Annotated in this window: 14 protein-coding genes; 7 read left to right on the top strand and 7 right to left on the bottom strand. The window is 73.4% G+C overall.

From position 1 onward, the window contains the following. Window positions 1–22: 22 nt before the first annotated feature. From ACFYT4_RS28825 to ACFYT4_RS28805, 5 genes are read right to left on the bottom strand one after another with little or no spacing between them, the layout of a single operon-like run. Window positions 23–850, bottom strand: a complete 828-nt coding sequence (locus ACFYT4_RS28825; RefSeq protein ID WP_389275206.1) for an ATP-binding cassette domain-containing protein — start codon at window positions 848–850, stop codon at window positions 23–25. After that, entirely contained in the window at window positions 847–1,974 is a 1,128-nt protein-coding gene (locus ACFYT4_RS28820; RefSeq protein WP_389275203.1) for an ABC transporter ATP-binding protein, read from the bottom strand. The genes ACFYT4_RS28825 and ACFYT4_RS28820 overlap by 4 nt, the downstream gene beginning before the upstream one ends. Further along, on the bottom strand, window positions 1,971–2,879 hold the full coding sequence (locus ACFYT4_RS28815) for an ABC transporter permease (RefSeq protein WP_389275200.1): 909 nt from the start codon (window positions 2,877–2,879) through the stop codon (window positions 1,971–1,973). Before ACFYT4_RS28815 ends, ACFYT4_RS28820 begins: the two co-directional genes overlap by 4 nt. Next, a complete protein-coding gene (locus ACFYT4_RS28810) occupies window positions 2,879–3,913 on the bottom strand; it encodes an ABC transporter permease (protein ID WP_389275197.1) in 1,035 nt (344 codons plus the stop codon). The genes ACFYT4_RS28815 and ACFYT4_RS28810 overlap by 1 nt, the downstream gene beginning before the upstream one ends. Then, entirely contained in the window at window positions 3,910–5,556 is a 1,647-nt protein-coding gene (locus ACFYT4_RS28805; protein WP_389275194.1) for an ABC transporter substrate-binding protein, read from the bottom strand. The genes ACFYT4_RS28810 and ACFYT4_RS28805 overlap by 4 nt, the downstream gene beginning before the upstream one ends. A 317-nt stretch (window positions 5,557–5,873) precedes the next feature. Between ACFYT4_RS28805 and ACFYT4_RS28800 the strand changes: the two genes are divergently transcribed. The 7 genes from ACFYT4_RS28800 (at window position 5,874) to ACFYT4_RS28770 (ending at window position 13,802) form a co-directional block, all read left to right on the top strand. Then, a complete protein-coding gene (locus ACFYT4_RS28800; protein ID WP_389275191.1) occupies window positions 5,874–6,551 on the top strand; it encodes a pyroglutamyl-peptidase I in 678 nt (225 codons plus the stop codon). Between the two features lie 7 nt (window positions 6,552–6,558). Beyond that, window positions 6,559–7,851 (top strand): amidohydrolase family protein, encoded by a 1,293-nt coding sequence (locus tag ACFYT4_RS28795; protein ID WP_389275188.1) that lies wholly within the window; start codon window positions 6,559–6,561, stop codon window positions 7,849–7,851. After that, window positions 7,848–9,476 carry an allantoinase AllB gene (allB, locus tag ACFYT4_RS28790; RefSeq protein WP_389275185.1) on the top strand — a complete coding sequence of 543 codons (1,629 nt, stop codon included), beginning with the start codon at window positions 7,848–7,850 and terminating at the stop codon, window positions 9,474–9,476. Before ACFYT4_RS28795 ends, allB begins: the two co-directional genes overlap by 4 nt. Then, entirely contained in the window at window positions 9,464–10,471 is a 1,008-nt protein-coding gene (locus tag ACFYT4_RS28785) for an aminopeptidase (protein ID WP_389275182.1), read from the top strand. Before allB ends, ACFYT4_RS28785 begins: the two co-directional genes overlap by 13 nt. 23 nt (window positions 10,472–10,494) lie before the next feature. After that, window positions 10,495–11,253 carry a (S)-ureidoglycine aminohydrolase gene (allE, locus tag ACFYT4_RS28780; RefSeq protein WP_389275179.1) on the top strand — a complete coding sequence of 253 codons (759 nt, stop codon included), beginning with the start codon at window positions 10,495–10,497 and terminating at the stop codon, window positions 11,251–11,253. Further along, window positions 11,240–12,517, top strand: coding sequence for an amidohydrolase family protein (locus ACFYT4_RS28775; RefSeq protein WP_389275175.1), 1,278 nt, complete (start codon window positions 11,240–11,242; stop codon window positions 12,515–12,517). Before allE ends, ACFYT4_RS28775 begins: the two co-directional genes overlap by 14 nt. 256 nt (window positions 12,518–12,773) lie before the next feature. After that, entirely contained in the window at window positions 12,774–13,802 is a 1,029-nt protein-coding gene (locus ACFYT4_RS28770) for a LacI family DNA-binding transcriptional regulator (RefSeq protein WP_389275172.1), read from the top strand. Between the two features lie 18 nt (window positions 13,803–13,820). On the opposite strand, the gene ACFYT4_RS28765 is transcribed toward ACFYT4_RS28770, so the two are convergent. Continuing rightward, complete coding sequence (locus ACFYT4_RS28765; RefSeq protein ID WP_389275169.1) at window positions 13,821–16,709, bottom strand: AAA family ATPase; 2,889 nt, start codon at window positions 16,707–16,709, stop codon at window positions 13,821–13,823. 47 nt (window positions 16,710–16,756) lie between these two features. Next, window positions 16,757–17,034: SDR family oxidoreductase (locus ACFYT4_RS28760; RefSeq protein WP_389275166.1), on the bottom strand; the 278-nt coding region annotated here is incomplete at its 5' end.

The following is a 17,034-nucleotide window of genomic DNA, read 5'->3' as shown; positions in this document are numbered from 1 at the left end:
GACGTCGCTGGGCGGCCGGCCGTCACGGGACGGCGGCGAGGAAGTCGCGTCGCGCCTGCGACACGTCGGCGGGGTCCCAGCCCAGGCGCGGGATGCTGGACAACAGGAGCCGGGTATAGGGGTGTTCCGGGTTCTCCAGTACGTCGGCGGTGGACCCGCTCTCGACGACCGAGCCCCGGAACATGACGACCACGTCGTCGGCGACCCAGCGGACGACCTCCAGGTCGTGGCTGACGAAGATCAGGGCCACTCCGGTCTCGCGGCGGATCTCGGAGAGCAGATTGAGGATCTGGGCCTGGATGGACACATCGAGCGCGGCGACCGCCTCGTCGAGGACCAGCAGCCGGGGGTCGGCGGCCAGTGCCCGGGCGATCGCGACGCGCTGGCGCTGTCCGCCGGAGAGTTCCCGGGGCAGGGCCGCCGCCTCGCGGGTGCCGAGGCCGACCTGTCCGAGGAGTTCGTCCCGCCGCTTGGCGAACGCGGACGATGCGAGCGTGGTGTGCAGCCGCAGGACCTCGTCGACCGCGTCCCCCACGGTCTGGCGCGGGTCCAGGCTCTGGTACGGGTCCTGGAAGACGAGCTGGACGGTACGGGCGCGCTGCCGCCGGAGCCTGCGGCTGCCTCCGGTGCCGATCTGCCGGCCGTCGAAGAAGACCCGGCCCGCGTCGGGCTCCTCCAGGCCGACGATCAGCCGCGCCGTGGTGGTCTTGCCGGAGCCCGACTCCCCCACGATGCCGAGCGATCCTCCGGCGGCCACCTCGAAGGAGACGTCGTCGACGGCGACGACCCGGCCGTGGTCGTACGTCTTGCGCAGGGCCTCGACCCGGGTGACGGGGTGGGTGTCGGTCACGGCCGCTCTCCCTTCGTGAACATGCCGGAGCGGTCGGTGCGGTCGGTTCCGTCGGCGGTGCGGTCGGTGCCGTCGCCACGGTCGTCCGGACCGTCGGTACGGTCCGCGGATGCGGGCGGTCCGGCCGCCCCGGGCGCGTCCTCCGTCACCAGATGGCAGGCCACCCGGTGTCCGCCGGCCGGCCTGGCCACGGGTGCCGTCTCCCGGCAGACGCCGGCCGCCTCGGGGCATCTCGACGCGAAGGCGCAGCCGCCCTCGACCTCGTACAGCCCCAGCGGCCGGCCCGACACCGCCCGCAGCTCCGCGCGGTCGGGCGCGGGCCGGGCGGCGAAGAGGGCGGCGGTGTACGGGTGCCGGGGGTCGCGGGCGAGATCGGTGGCGGTGGCGACCTCGACGACGGAGCCCGCGTACATCACATGGATGCGGTCGCAGACGGAGACGGCGAGGTCGAGATCGTGGGTCACCAGGACGATCGACAGGCCGCGTTCACGGCGCAGCCGCAGCAGGATCGACATGATCTCGGCCTGGGTGGTCACATCGAGCGCGGTCGTCGGCTCGTCGGCGAGCAGCAGTTCGGGTTCGCTCGCCAGTGCGGCGGCGATCATCACGCGCTGGAGCATCCCGCCGGACATCTCGTGCGGGTACTGGCGCAGATGCCGGGGCGGGTCGGGCAGCCCGACCTCCTCCAGGAGTCCGGCGGCCCGGCGGGCGGCGGCCTGCTTGGACAGGCCCTGGTGGATCCGCAGCCCCTCGGCGAGGAAGGTGCCGATGCGCTGGAACGGATTGATGTGCGCGCGGGGGTCCTGGAAGATCATGGCCGCGGTCCGTGATCTGACCTCGGTCAGCTCCTGCCGGGAGGCGCCGAGCATGTCCCGGCCCGACACCCGGACCCGGCCGCCGACGTCCGCGCCGGCCGGGGTGAGCCCGACGGCCGTGCGGAGCGTCATGGACTTGCCGGAGCCGGACTCGCCGACCAGGCCGACGATCTCGCCCCGGGCGCAGCTGAGGGAGACCGAGGCGAGGATCGGCTTGGTGTTCCGGTCGCGGCGGACCGCGATGGACAGATCCTCCACCTCCAGCATGGCCGGGCCCGCCGGTGCGTCCTTCAGGGGTGCGGTGGTCATCGGTCCGCCCTTCTGATGCGGTCGGCGACGCCCTCGCCGATGAGGCTGAACGCGACCACGGCGACGACGATGAGGACGCCGGGGGCGAGTGCCGACAGGGGCGCGCCCTGGAGCAGGGCGACCTGGCCCTCGGAGATCATGGCTCCCCAGTCGGCCTGCGGCGGCTGGACCCCGAAGCCGAGGAAGGACAGACCGGCGAGGTCGATCATGGCGTAGCCGAAGCAGAGGGACGCCTGTGCCAGGACGAGCGGCGCGATGTTGGGGAGCAGATGCCGCACGATGATGCTCCCGGCGGAGAACCCCTGGATCTCCAGGGCGCGGATGTAGGGGCGGTGGCGTTCGCTGAGGGCGGCGCTGCGGGTCATCCGGGCCATGTAGGGGGTGTACGCGATGGCGAGCGCGAGCACGGTCGCCTTGAGGCCGGCGCTGAGCACGGCGACCAGGAGGATCGCCAGCAGCACTCCGGGGAAGGCGAAGATCAGCTCGACCACACGGGACAGCACGGTGTCGACCCAGCCGCCGCGCCAGGCGGCGATCACCCCGATGGTCACCCCGAGCAGGGTGGCGCCGGTGACGACGCCGAGCGGGCCGAGCAGCGAGGTGCGGGCGCCGTGGATCAGCCGGGACAGCACATCGCGGCCGGACTGGTCGGTGCCGAGGAGATGGTCGGCGGAGGTGCCCTGAAGGCTGTCCGCGAGCGAGACGGCGTCGGGGTCGTGCGGAGCGAGCCAGGGCGCGAAGAGCGCGACCAGGACGAAGAGGACCAGGACCGCGGCGGACAGGGTGACCGTCCGGCTGCCGCCCGTGAGGCGGCCGAGCAGGCGGCGGCGTACCAGTCCGTTGTCCTTGTGGCGGCCCTTTTCGGGGTTCGCCGCGGTGTCCGGGGGGTCGGTGACGACAGCCATCAGGCACCCGCCTTTCCACGCACCCGCGGATCGACCAGCGGGTAGATCAGATCGACCAGAAGATTGCAGAGCGCGAACACGCCGACGATGATCAGCACGATCGCCTGGGTGACCGGGAAGTCCTTGGCGTTGACCGACTGCACCAGCAGCGAGCCCATGCCGTTGAGGCCGAACGCGGTCTCCACCAGCGTGGTGGTCACCAGCAGTCCGGAGACCACCAGTCCGGCGAGGGTGACGACGGGCACCAGCGCGTTGCGGAAGGCGTGCCGCCAGATGATGCGGCGCTGGGGGATGCCGCGGACGCGGGCCGTCTCGACGTACTCCTTGCCCAGTTCGGCGAGCATGGAGGAGCGGGTCGCGCGGGCCACGAGCGCGGCCGAGGAGAGCGCGAGCGCCACGGCGGGGAGGGTGAGATGCCAGATCCGGCCGAAGAAGCCCTCGCCCGCGCCGAAGGCGGGGAACCAGCCGAGGGTGACGGCGAACAGGGAGGTGAGCCCGATCGCCATCACGAAGGACGGGGTGCCCATGGCGACGGTGGTGCCGATGATGGCCGCGCTGTCGGTCCTGCCGCGCTTCACGGCGGCGATGACACCGATGACGATGCCGGAGGCGAGGATCAGGACGGAGGCGTACGCGACCAGGGCGCCGGTGGTGGTGATCCGCGAGGCGATCAGATCGCCGACGGGCTGGCGGAACTGGAGCGACTGCCCGAAGTCACCGGTGACGATGCCGCCCAGCCAGGCGAGGTACCGCTCGAAGAAGGGGTCGTCGAGCCGGTACTGGTCGCGGATGGCCTGGAGGGTGTCGGCGGTGACGGAGTTGCCGCGGGCGAGGAACGACTCCGGGGAGCCGGGCGCCAGATACATCGCCGAGAAGACGATGAACGAGGTCGCGAGCATCAGCAGGGCGAGGGCGAGGAGCCGCTTGGCGAGGGTGATGAGCACCCCGGCCACCGCGCCCCGGCCCGGGCCGGGGCGCCCGGGGGCCTCGGGGGTCTTCTCGACCGGGCCGGCGCCGACCGCCGCGGCCGTCACGAGGACGCTCCCAGATCGGCGGCCCACGGGTAGTGCATCTGCACGTAGGAGGCGGGGGATCCGGTGATCCGCTTGTTGAGGAAGAGCGTGTTGTACGGCGCGTACAGCGGGATCCACACCAGCTCGTCGACGACGATCTTCTGCGCGGCGGTGACGAGTCGCGCCCGCTCCTCCTCGTCCTGGGTCCTGCCCGCCTTGACGATCAGTTCGTCGTACCGCGGGTCGGAGAAGCCGGAGAAGTTGTAGAAGTGGTCCGTCTGGAAGTACTGGTACATCTGGAGCGGGTCGGCGAAGTCCGTGCCCCAGCCCGTCAGATAGAGGTCGATGCCCTCACGGGCCTTCTTGTCGGTGTAGACGGCGTTGTACTGGTCGGCGGGGACGGGCTTGATCCGGACGTCGAGGCCGATCTTCTTGGCGGCGGACTGGATCTCCGCGCCGATGACCGGCACCTCCGCCTCGGCGCTGGTGGTCGCCACGACGATCGGGCCCGCGGGCACGCCCGCCTCGGCGACGAGCTTCTTCGCCGTCTCGATGTTCTGCTCGGTGACCTTCAGTCCGTCCCAGGCACCGCGGTACGTCTTCTCGGCGTAGCCCCACGAGCCGGGAACGGCGGGTGCCTTCTGGGGTTCGCCGGCGCCGCCGATGACGGCGTCGATGATGCCCTCGCGGTCGATGGCCATGGACAGGGCCCGGCGGATGCGGACGTCCTTGAGGGGGCCGTCGGTGTTCATGACGATGGCGTTGAAGCCCTGGGTGGACGTGCCGTAGTAGACCGTGCCCTTGCCGCTCGCCGACAGCCGCCCGATCGCGGACGGCGGCAGGAACCAGCTGCCGTCGATGGAGTCGGACAGCAGGCCGTTGACCATGGCGGCGGGGTCGCGGACGAAGCGGAAGACGACCTCCTTCGCCTTCGCCCGGTGGGCGGGGTCGAAGTACTTGTCGTCGCGGGTCAGGGTCATCGACTGCCCCTTCTCCCACGCGCTGAGCGAGAACGGGCCGACGCAGTTGACCCCGCCGCCGGGTGTGCCGTACGCCTTCCCCTTGGCGGTCACCGTCGCCTTGCTGTCGACGATGCCGGCGGGGCTGCTCATGTACGCGTTGAAGAGGGCGTCGGGCTGCTTGAGCGTGACGGTGACCTCCAGCGGACCGGTGGCCTTCACTGAAGAAACGTTTTCGTAGGCGCCGGACCAGAAGGAGCCCGCCTTGGCGTCGAGATTGCGGCTCAGACTGAAGGCCGCGTCCTCGGCGGTCAGCGGGGTGCCGTCGTGGAAGGTCACCCCGGAGCGCACCCGGTAGACCCACGTCGTCGGGGACGGGTTGCTGAAGGACTCGGCCAGCGCGGGCTGGAGCGACATGTCGGGGGCGAGGCGGAGCAGCCCCTCGCAGACGTTGGCCATGATCTGGCCGGTCTCGAAGCTGGCGTTGTGGATCCAGTCGAACGAGGAGGGCTCGGCGGACACCGCCCAGGTGACCCGGTCCAGGGTGCCGGACGGCTTCGGGGTCAGCTCGGTGACGGCGAGTTCCTTCCCGCCCGCGCTCTTCTTGCCGGGGCCGGCACCGGAGCAGGCGGTGAGGGCCAGCGACCCGGCGACCAGGGCGACGGTGAGCCGTCTGGCGCCGCGGGAGACGGGGATGGCGTTCAAGTGAAGTACCTCCGCGAGGGATCGGGGTCACGCAGGGCAGGGATCAGCGGAAAGCAAGGAGGAGATGCGGGCGGCGGAGGGAACCACCCCGGCGGGGTACCACCAACGTTTCGGCCGCGCTGCGGAGCCCTCGTGCTCGGGCTTGATGGCGGCAGTTAACACCGGCGGATTCCCAGGGTCAAGACTCCAAAAGAAACGTTTCTTTCGAAAAAAGAAACGTTTCTTTTCCGGCCGTCATCCGTCATGATGCTGAGCCATGGCGGTCGCCAACCCTTCCGCCTGACGATCTGTGCATTCCATCCTTCGGAAGATGTGTGATGACCCAGCCCTGGATTCTGGTGACCGGTAACGGCGCCTTCGGCACCCTGGCGTGCCGGACCGAGCTGCACTACGCCGACAACCCCAGTTCCGCCGTGGCACTCGCGCTCGACGGCGAGGAGATCGGCGGCCACCGTGTGGTCGGGCGCAGCCTCGTCTGGAACGAGCGGCCCGAAGAGGCCCTGTTCCCGCTGCTGTGCGACGGCGCGCCCGCCGCGGTCGTCTCCTGCGGGGTGTTCTCGGGACGGACCACCGTCACGGTGGAGCGCACGGCGGTCAACGTCGAGGACTTCCAGTTCGCCGAGGACGGGCGGCGCCCGGCCGGCGAACCGCTGTATCCCGACGGGCCGGCCGCCTATCTCGCCACCCTCCCGATCAAGGCCATGAGCACCGCGATGCGCGAGGCCGGGGTGCCCGCGCTGATCTCCAACTCCGCCTCGACACACGGCTGCAACGCCGTCATGTACACCGCGCTCCATCTGGCGGCCCTGCGCGGGCTGCCCACCCGGTGCGGCTTCGTCCATCTGCCCGACACCCCCGAGCACGTGGCCCGGATCGGGCACAACGGCCCGAGCATGGACCTCGCGCTCCAGATCGCCGCCCTGCGGGCCGGCGTGACGGCGGTGGTCGCCAACCCGTCCGACATCCGCGTACCCGCCAACGAATGGGAGTGGTGAGACCGCCATGCCGAGCGCCCAGCCGACCACCCGGCAGTCCGGGCCCGACCTGCTGATCCGCCGCGGCCGTGTCCACGGCCGCGACGGGCTCGTGGACCTGTGGGTACGCGGGGGAAAGGTGGCCGCCGTCGAACCGAGCGGCCCGGACTTCGCCGCGGACGGCCCCGGCGGCCCCCGTGCCGGCGGAGCCGTCGCGCCCGAGATCCTGGACGCGGGCGGCGGACTCGTCTCCCGGTCCTTCACCGAACCGCACTACCACCCGGACAAGGCGTACAGCCGCACCCTCGCGCCCCCCGGCGCCCGGGACGCCTTCGAACGCGCCCGGCTCATCAAGGCGGGCTTCACCGCCGAGGACGTGACCGAGCGCGCGACCCGCGCCCTGCGGCTGGCGTCCGCGAACGGCGTCACCCGGCTGCGCGCCAACGTCGACGTCGACTCCGTCTCCGGGCTGCGGGGCTTCCACGGGGTCCTGGCCGCCCGGGAGCGGGTGGCGCATCTGCTGGACGTGGAGATCGTGGCCTTTCCGCAGGAGGGGCTGGCCCGGGACCCGGAGTCCCGGGCCCTGCTGGCCGAGGCGCTCGCGTCCGGCGCCGATCTGATCGGCGGCTGGCCCAATGTCGAGGACGGCGCCGAGGCGCAGAAGGCCCATGTCCGCGAGGTCTTCGACCTGGCGGAACGGTTCGACGTCGATGTGGACATCCACGTGGACTGCATGATCGACCCGACCGAGACCATGCTGGAGTACCTCGCCGAGGAAACGATCCGGCGCGGATATCAGGGCCATGTCCTGGCCAGCCACTGCTGTGGTCTGGAGGTGTACGCGGACGCGGACGCGGCGCGGGTCGTCGCGAAGGTCGCCGAGGCGGACGTACGGATCGTGGTCGTCCCGCTGAATCTGCTGGACGGCGGGCCGCGCGGGCTGTCGCGCCCCCGGGAGCTGATGGCCGCGGGCGCGGTCGTCGCCGCGGGCAGCGACAACATGAACGACGGCTGGTACCCGCTCGGCACCCTGGATCCGCTGGACCGCGCCCAGATGGCGTTCTTCGGCGCGGGATTCCACGACGAGGGCGCGGTGGACACCGCGTGGGAGATGGTCTGCGGGCAGGCGTCGGCCGTGGTCGGCGGGCGTCCCGGGGACATCGAGGTGGGCGAGGACGCGGATCTGGTGCTGTTCGACGCGCCGGACCGGGCGACGGCGCTCGCCAACCTGCCCTCCACGCGTACGACGCTCAGGCGCGGGCGGGTGGTGAGCCGCCGGAACACGGGGGCCCGCGCGTCGGCGGAACCGGTGCGGCCGTGACCCCGTACCGGCCGGGCGCACCCGGCCCGTACACCCCGGACGGGCCCGTCCCGGGCGCGGGCGGCACACACGTCACCACCGGGCCCGCCGCGAACCGCGTGTCCGCGGGGGCCGGTCCGCACCGCGGCCCCGGGCCCGCCCCCGGCGCGCCCGACGGGCGCACCTCGAACCCGCGGGGCGCGTCCGGGACGGCCGGGCGTTCCCCCGCCGGGTCCGCCCGGTCCGCCGAACGCGTCGATCTCGCCGTCGCCGGGGCCACCGTCCTGACCCCGGAGGGCCCGAGGCCGGGCACCCTGCTGGTCGACGGCGGACGGGTCCGGGCCCTCGTCCCCCCGGGCACCCGGGTCACCGCCGCGGAGACGATCGACGCGAGGGGGCTGCATCTGGTCCCCGGGGTGATCGATCTGCATGTGCACTTCGATGTCCCGGGCATCTCCCTGGAGACCGACTTCCACACCGGCACCCGTTCCGCCGCCGCGGGCGGAGTCACCTTCGTCGTCGAGCACCCCTTCTCCGACCCGCCGACCACGACCGCCGCCCGCTACCGCGACAAGCGGCACTCGGCCGCGGCGGGCGCGGTGGTCGACTTCGGTCTCTGGGGCGCGCTGACCGGGCCCTCGCTGGACGAGATGGCGGGCCAGCACGCGCTGGGCGCACCCGGTTTCAAGGCGTTCCTCCCCGAGAACGACATGGACTTCCCGCCCGCGACCGAGGCCGATCTGCTGACCGGGATGACGACCGCGGCACGGCTCGGGGCCCGGGTCCTCGTCCACGCGGAGGACCGCGACGCGCTCGCGGCGGGCGAGGCCGCTCTCCGGGCGCGCGGGCGCACCGACTTCTCGGCCCTGCTGGAGGCGCGTCCGCCGTCGACCGAGATCGACGCGGTACGGGAGGTGCTGCGGCTGGCCCGCAGGACCGGCTGCGCCGTGCACCTGGTCCATCTGTCCACGCCCGAGGCCGTCGATCTGGTCACCGGGGCGCGCGCTGCCGGGGTGGACGCCACCTGCGAGGTCACCGCCCACCATCTGCTGCTGAACGCCGCCGAACTGCCCGCGCTGGGCGGCTTCGGGGTGTGCGCTCCCCCGCTGCGGGACGAGCGCCATGTCGAGCGGCTGTGGGACCGGGTGCGGGCCGGTCACGTGCAGGCGGTCGTCTCCGACCACTGCCCCTACGGCCGCGCCGACAAGCTCGCCGCGTCCGACGACGTCTTCCGCTGCCCGTTCGGCATCCAGAGCGTGCAGGAGTACGTGCCGCTGGTCGTCGGCGAGGCGCTGCGGCGCGGGATGCCCCTGGCGGACATCGTCGGCCTGATGTCGGAGGGCCCCGCGCGGATCTGCGGCGCGGACCGCTCGAAGGGGGCCCTGCGGCCGGGTATGGACGCGGACTTCGCCCTGCTCGACCTGGACGCCCACTGGGTGGTCAGCTCCGAGCGGCAGCAGCACGCCGAGGAGCGCTGGTCGCCGTACGACGGCCGCACCAGCACGGTGCGGGTCGTCAGGACGGTGGTGCGCGGCCGGACGGTGGCGCTCGACGGAGCCGTCACCGCGCCGAAGGGCTCGGGCCGCTATCTTCCGCTGTCCGGGCCCGCCCGGCGGCCGTCCGGGGAGGCGCCGTGCCGGATCTGAGCCCCTCGGCGGCCGAGGTCGCACGCGGAGCCCGTGAGCTGATCCGGACGTGCCTCGCGGTCACCGGGTCGGACCGGGTGCTCGTGCTGACCGACCGCGGGACCCGGGCGCTGGCCGGTGTCATCGCCGACCAGGCCCACGCCGTGACCACCGCGGCCGTGGTGGTGATCCCCGATGTGGCCGCCGGCTACGAGGCGGCACGGCGGGAGATCGGGCGCGCCCTGGACGCGTACGCCCCGACCGTGACGGTGTTCGCGGCGGCCGATCCGGGTGATCTGCTCGCCTGGGACCCGTCGTTCTGGGAGCACCTGGAGCGCTTCGGGGCGCGCCATGCCCATATGCCCGCGCTGGACGACGTCTGTCTCGGGATCGGCATGGCCGTCGACTACACGGAGGTCGCCCGGTTCACCCTGGGCGTACGCGATCTGCTGGCCGGCTGCCGGTCCGTACGGGTCACCAGCGCGTCCGGCACCGAGCTGGAGCTGAGGTGCGGCCCGGACCGGCCCTGGACCCCCTTCACGGGCCTCTACCAGTGCGGCGGGCAGGGCGGGCGGCTGCCGCAGGGCGAGGTGTTCTGCACCCCGCTGACCGCGGAGGGCGTACTCGCGGTGTCGGTGGTCGGCTACCCCTTCAACGCCGCTTCCGGGCTGCTCGGCGAACCGCTGCTGATCGAGGTCGCGGGCGGGGCCGCGGTCTCGCTTCACCACCCCGACACCGCTCTCGCGTCGCGGCTGCGCGACTGGCTCGCCGGGGCCCCGGGCGGACTGCGCCTGGGCGAACTGGCCCTGGGCACCAACCGGGAGCTGCCCGCGATCACCGGGAACCTGCTGTTCGACGAGAACGTGCCCGGTGTGCACATCGCCTTCGGCCACCCCTTCCCCGAGTACACCGGCGCCGACTGGGAGTCCCCGGTCCATGTCGACATGGTCGTCGAGCGCCCCGCCGTCCAGGTGGACGGCCGCGCGGTTCTCGTCGACGGCCGGTATTCCCTCTGACGCCGCACACCCAGGAGTTGATCATGACGCACAGCCCAACCGTCCATCATGTGAGCGCCAGCCGCGGTCGCGTGCGGGGCGCGTACATCCTGATGACCCCGGAGAATCTGGTCGAGAACGCGCTTCCGCATCTGGAGGGTGTGATCGCCAAGCCGCTCGCGACCCCCCGCGCGGTCCCGGCGTGCTTCGGCGAGTATCTGCTGGAGTTCGAGGCGGGCGGCCGCAGCACCCGTCCGCTCGGCTCGGGCTTCGAGAACTTCCTCTACGTCCTCGACGGCCGGGCTCTCGTCGAGGCCGACGGCACCCTCCACACCCTGGAGCCGGGCGGGTTCGCGTACTTCCCCGAAGGGGTCGTCTTCGGTATCGAGACACCGGGCGCGAGCCGGGTCCTGTGGGTCAAGCGCCGGTACGAGCCGGTGGCCGGGGTCGCGGCTCCGGAGCCGGTGATCGGCCACACCGACGAGGTCACCCACCACCCCGACGAGACCATCGGCGGCACCTGGGCCCCGCTGCTGCCCGACGACGCCCGCTACGACATGGCGATGAACGTCATGCGGTTCGACGTCGGTTCGCGGTTCCGGATGGTGGAGGTCCACCACCAGGAACACGGCCTCTACATGCTGGAGGGCGAAGGCGTCTACTACCTCGGTGACGACCATGTCGAGGTCTCGGCCGGCGACTTCGTCTACATGGCCCCCTACTGCCCGCAGTCCTTCTACGCGACCGGATCCACCCGCCCGTCGTACCTCCTCTACAAGGACGTCAACCGTGACGGCTTCTGAGACCACCACCACCGCCGACCTGATCGTCGAGGGCGCCACGCTCGACGGCGCCACGGTCGATGTCGTCGTACGGGACGGCCGGATCGCCGCCCTCGGTCCCGGCGCGGCCGGCGGCGTCACCGCCCCCGAGCGGATCGCCGCCGCCGGGGGGCTGATCACCCCTCCGTTCACCGAGCCGCACAGCCACCCCGACAAGGCGCTCAGCCGGCGTTCGATCGGACCCCTGGGGCTGCCGGCCCGGCTGACCGAGCGGCCCGCGCTGATGCAGCGGCAGCGCGATCTGAAGGCCACCTTCACCCGGGACGAGGTGGCCGGCCGCGCGGGCGCGTTCCTGCGGCTGGCCGCGTCGCAGGGCGTCGGTACGGTCGCGGGCCAGGCGGACATCGACACGGTGACCGGACTGACCTCGTTCGAAGGCGTGATGGACGCGCGCGAGGCCCACGCGGACCTGGTGGAGCTGCGGGTGACCGCGTTCCCGCAGGAGGGGCTGGTCCAGGACCCGGGCGCCTACGACCTGGTGGCCGCCGCGCTCGCCGCCGGGGCCCACCGGGTCGGCGGCTGGCCCAACAACGAGCGGTCGTTCGAGGACCAGCTCACCCATCTGGACCAGGTGTTCGAGCTGGCCGAGCGGTTCGGCGTCGGCATCGACATCAACGTCGACTACTTCACCGACCCCACCGAGCGGCTGCTGGAGCCACTGGCCGAGCGCACGGTCGCGCACGGGATGCAGGGCCTGGTCAACGCCAACCACGTGGGCGCCCTGGAGACCTACCCGGACGACGACGCCCGCCGGGTGATCGCCAAGGTCGCCGAGGCGGGGATCGTGGTGACCGTGTGCCCGTCCAACCTCGGCGGCTCCTACCCGTACCGGGGTGTGTCACGGGCGAACGAACTGCTGGCCGCCGGGGTGACCGTGGCCGCCGGGACCGGCAACCTCCAGGACAACTGGGAGCCGTTCGGCAATCTCGACCCGATGGACACCGCCCGGATGGCCTGGCATGCCTTCCCGCTGAGCGACGAGGACGACCGGGGCGTCGCGACGGCATGGCAACTGGTGACCGGCCACGCGGCCAGGGCGGCCGGGGTGCCGTACGGCGAGCTGCGCGCGGGCGGGCGGGCCGACTTCACCGTGCTGGCGGCGACCACGCTCACCGACGCCCTGCGCAACGAGCCCGGCCCGCGCCGGCTCGTGCGCGGCGGCCGGGTCGTGGCGGGCCGGGCGGGCGAGCTGTGGACGGCGCCCGCGCCGGCGGGGACGCGCTGATCGTGTACGCGGGGACGGCGCCCCGCCGACGGGCGGGGCGCGGTCCCCGTACGCGAGGGGCGGGCGCCGGCCCCCGTACACCGGATCGCGGGGCCCCGGTGCCGGTCGTCCGGACTGTCGGCATACCCCCACCCCCCGTCGTACGGTATGCGTACGCGCCGGGCACCGTGCACAGCGCCCCGGCCGCGTTGGTTCGTGTTGATCCGTGTCGATGCCGAGCAGTGCTCCGAGGGAATCTGGTGGTTCCGTAGTGAAGGTGACCAGGACTTCAGGCGGCCGGGTGACGATCCGCGATGTCGCCGCCGCCGCCGGGGTCTCGGTGACGACCGTCTCCGACGCCCTCAACAACAAGGGCAAGCTCCGCCGGGAGACCCGCGAGCGCATCCGGGAGACGGCGGCGTCCCTCGGCTACCGGCCGAGCCGGGTGGCGCAGGCGTTCCGGCAGGGCCGTACCGGCACCATCGCGCTCGTCCTCCCGCACCGGGACGTCAGCGGCAACGAGCACGACATGATCGGTCTCGACTACTACATGACGATCGCGTCCGGATCGGCGCGTGCCGCGTTCGGCGAGGGGTACGCCCTGATGCTGACGCCGAGGATCAGCACCGAGGACGAGTGGCGGCTCATCGGCCCGGACGGTGTCGTCCTGTGCGACCCGGCCGCCGGTGACCCCCGGATCGACATGCTGGAGGGCATGGGCATCCCGGTCGTGTCGATCGAGCGCGACCCGGACCGTCCCGAGCGGCCCTTCTACGTCTCGGGCGACAACGAGCAGAACATGCGCGATCTGCTCGGCCATCTCCACCGGGAGGGCGCGCGCCGGATAGCCCTGCTGTCGGCCCGGTCCTCCTGGGCCTGGACCATCGACGGTGAACAGGCCTATCAGTCGTGGTGCGCCGAGCACGGTCTGGCGCCGCTGGTCGCCCATGTCTCCGTCGACCGTCTCGAAGCCGACTCCTACCGCGCCGCCTGTGCCCTGCTGGACGCCGACGAGCCGCCGGACGCGCTGATCGCCTCCGCCGAGCAGTACAGCGAGGGCGCCACCCGCGCCTGCCGCGAACGCGGCGTGCGCATCCCCGAGGACCTGATGCTCGCCATCGGCATCGACAACCGCTTCGCCCAGCAGTCCGACCCGCCGATCACCGCGATCGACCTGCGCCCGGCCGAACAGGCGGGGGCGGCCGTCTCCATGCTGCTGAAGCGGCTCAACAACGAGACCGTCGAACGGCCTTCGGTGGTACCGAGCCGACTGAGGGTCCGGGCGAGCACCCGCCGCTCCTCCTGACCCGCCGTATGCCGGGGGTCAGGGCGTGCCGGCCTCGTCCCGGAAGCGCGCGGCCAGCTCGGCGCGGGAGCGGATGCCGAGCTTCGCGTAGATGTGCGTCAGGTGGTACTGCACGGTCTTGACCGAGATGAACAGCTCCAGCGCCACCGCCTGATTGCTCGCACCGGCGGCGACCAGCCGGGCCACGGACTGCTCCTGGGGGGTGAGCCGGGGCAGCGCGAAGGCCGCCGCCCCGCGCTCGGCGACACCGAGACCGCCCGCCTGGAGTTCCCGTTCGCAGCGCTGGACGCAGGTGCGCGCGCCGAGGGTGACGAAGGCGTCGCGGGCGTTCTTGAGGACCGTGTCGGCCTCCCGGCGCTTGCCCGCGCGGCGCAGGGTCTGCCCGTACGCGAAGTTCACACTGGCCCGCTCGTAGGGCAGTGGCAGGTGCTCCAGCCGGGCGAGCGCCTCCTCGAACTGCCCCCGCGCGGTCTCGATGTCGCCGTGCGCGCCGGTGATCCGGCCGCGGGCGGCGCCCAGCCGGGCCTGGGTGGAGTAGTGGCCGCGGCGGGCGGCGAGTTCCTCGTACGGGCTCAGGAACGCGTCCGCCGCCTCGACGCGGTTGGTCATCACCAGGGCGTTGGCGTAGACGTCCTGCCAGGGCCAGAAGCCCGGCTCGTCGACGGCGTCCCCGGACGGCAGATGCAGGACCGGCGCCAGGGCCTCCACGACCCGCTCGTAGTCGGCGCGGGCCTCGGCGACCTGGGCCCGCGCGAGGCAGGACGGCACCAGCATCACCTCGTAGTGGTCCATCCCGGCGGACGCCTCGGCCAGATGCCGGTCGGCTGCCTCCCAGTCCCCGCGCAGGGCGTGGATCTGGGCGCCGGTCCAGTGGATCAGCGGCCGGACGAGTTCGATCCGGACGTCCGCGAGGCGGCCGGCCGCCCGCTCCACGGTCTCCAGGGCCTCCGGCCACGCCCCCAGCGCGAACTGGGTCCGGGCCAGCCAGCCCTGCGCCCACAGCGAGATCCGGGTCGATCCCATGCGGTACCCGGTCGGGACCGCGCCCTCCAGCCGCCGGCGGGCCGCCTCGGGCGCGTCGAGCGCGAGGTCGACCCAGCCGCGCCCGAGCTGGAAGCGCTGGGGCTGGGCGCCTCCGACGAGCCGTTCGGCGGCGGCCTCGTAGGCGGCGACGGCCTCGTCCGACCGGCCCGTGGCCGCCAGCCCCAGCCCGAGGACGGCCTCGGACTCGATCGCGGACGGATCGGCGGGGTCCGCCAGCTCCAGGGCCCGGCGGGCCCAGACCACCAGGCCGGCGGCGTCCCAGCGGCCCAGGGCGTGCAGCACCCGGCGCTGGCAGATCTTCGCCGTCAGATCGGGCCGCTTCTCGTGGTCGCAGCGCGCCCACGCCTCGGTGAGGAAGGTCTCGGCCTCCGCCGCACGGCCCCTCATGATGGCCAGATAGCCGAGGACGACGTCCCGGAGGGTGCCGGCGGGAAAGCTCTCCAGTTCGGCGACGAAGGCGGTGGCCTGGGGGATGTCCCCGGCGCCGACCATCGCGTCGACGGCCCGCAGCAGCCGGTCCCGGCGTACGGCCCCGGTGGTGCTGAGGCGGCTGGCCTTGACGAGGGTGTCCGCGACGGCCGCCCACTCCCCCGCCGACGCGCGCTCGGCCGCGTACGCGTCGAGTTCGGTGGCGAGTGAGGCGTCCGCGGTGGTGGCGGCGGCGACGCGGTGGGCCAGCCGCCGCCCCTCGTCCCGGGTGATCCCGGCGGCCCGGCGGTGCAGTTCGGCCCGCCGGGTCAGCCCGATGCCGGTGAGCACGGCGGCCCGCACCAGCGGGTGCGGAAACGACAGCAGGGCCCGCCCGGGGTCGACGGTCGCGGTCAGCAGGCCCGCCGTGCGCGCCTCGTCGGCGGCGGGCAGCGGATCGCCGAGACCGGCCAGTACGGCGGCCTCGGCCGCGGTGGCGTCCTCGCCGAGCACGGAACAGACCTCGACCAGGGTGCGCGCCGCGTCCCCGCAGCGCGCCAGCCGGCCGTGGACGGCCGCGGTGTAGCGGGCGGGCGCGGGCAGGACGGGCTGCCAGTCCTGCCAGGTCTCCCGGGGCAGCTCCCGCAGGAGCTGGGTGATGTGGAGGGGGTTGCCCCGGGTGTGGCGGCACAGATGGCGCGCCGCGGGCAGGCTCAGGGTGACGCCGGCGGCCTCGTGGGCGAGGGCCCTGGTGTCCTCCGCCCCCAGGGGCCCGACCCTGATGGAGTCGTCGCGGCAGCCGTCCAGGAAGTCCAGGGTCTCGGCGGGGTGGTCCGCGTACGCCTCGTCGTCGCCTCCGGGGTCGCGGGCGATCAGCACGACGAGGACCTGTTCGTCCGACATCCGCCGTACGGCGGAGCGGACCGCGCGCAGGCTGTCGGCGTCGGACCAGTGGGCGTCGTCGACGACGACGGCCAGGGGGCGGTGCGCCGCCCACAGGCGGTGGAGCTGTTCGGCGGCCCCGAGCACGGAGGAGGCGGGGTCCGCGGGCGCGGCGGGCACGGCGGGGGTCTGCCCCGGGGGGACGGCGGGGGCGGCGGGCACGGCGGGCGGGAAGGGGGTGGCGGGGGTCCGGGCCGGGGGCTCCGGCTCGGAGGGGGGCGGGGGCAGGGGCCCGGCGGGGTGCTCGTGGTCCGTGCCGCGGGCCCGCAGGAGCTGGCGGGCCACGCCGAGCGCGAGCCCCGACTCCCAGGACACGCCCGTGGCCCGCACCACGGCGGTCCCGCCGCCCGCGAGCACATGGTCGACGAGGGCGGTCTTGCCGCAGCCCGCGGGCCCTTCGACGAGCACCAGCGAGGGCCTGCCCGCGCGGGCAGCGTCGAGCGCCCGGGTCAGCGCGGCGACCTCGCCGACCCGACCGATCAGGCTTCGTCGCTGCTCAGGACGGGTGTCCATGCTCCAGAACGCTAGCACCGGCCGGCCGGAGCCGGGATCGGGCCGCCTCAGCCGAGGTCCCCGCCCGCGACGGGCAGGACGGTGCCGGTGATGTAGGACGCCTCGTCCGAGGCGAGGAAGACGATCGCGGCGGCCTGCTCGTCGAGCGTTCCGTACCGCTTCATCAGCGAGGAACCGACGGTCTGGTCGACGATCTGGCGGTACCAGTCCCGCTCCCGGTCGTCGCGCGCGGCCCGGCCCCGCGCGCCCCCGCGGGCCGGGGGGGGGGGGGCGCCGGGGGGGGGGGGGGCGACCCCGGTGGCCGAAGGGGGCGCCGCCAGGGCGA

The sequence above is a fragment of the Streptomyces sp. NPDC004609 genome (genome assembly GCF_042873655.1).
Taxonomy (GTDB): Bacteria; Actinomycetota; Actinomycetes; order Streptomycetales; family Streptomycetaceae; genus Streptomyces.
The sequence above is the reverse complement of the archived record's forward strand: the minus strand, read 5'-3'. Positions and strand labels throughout refer to the sequence as shown.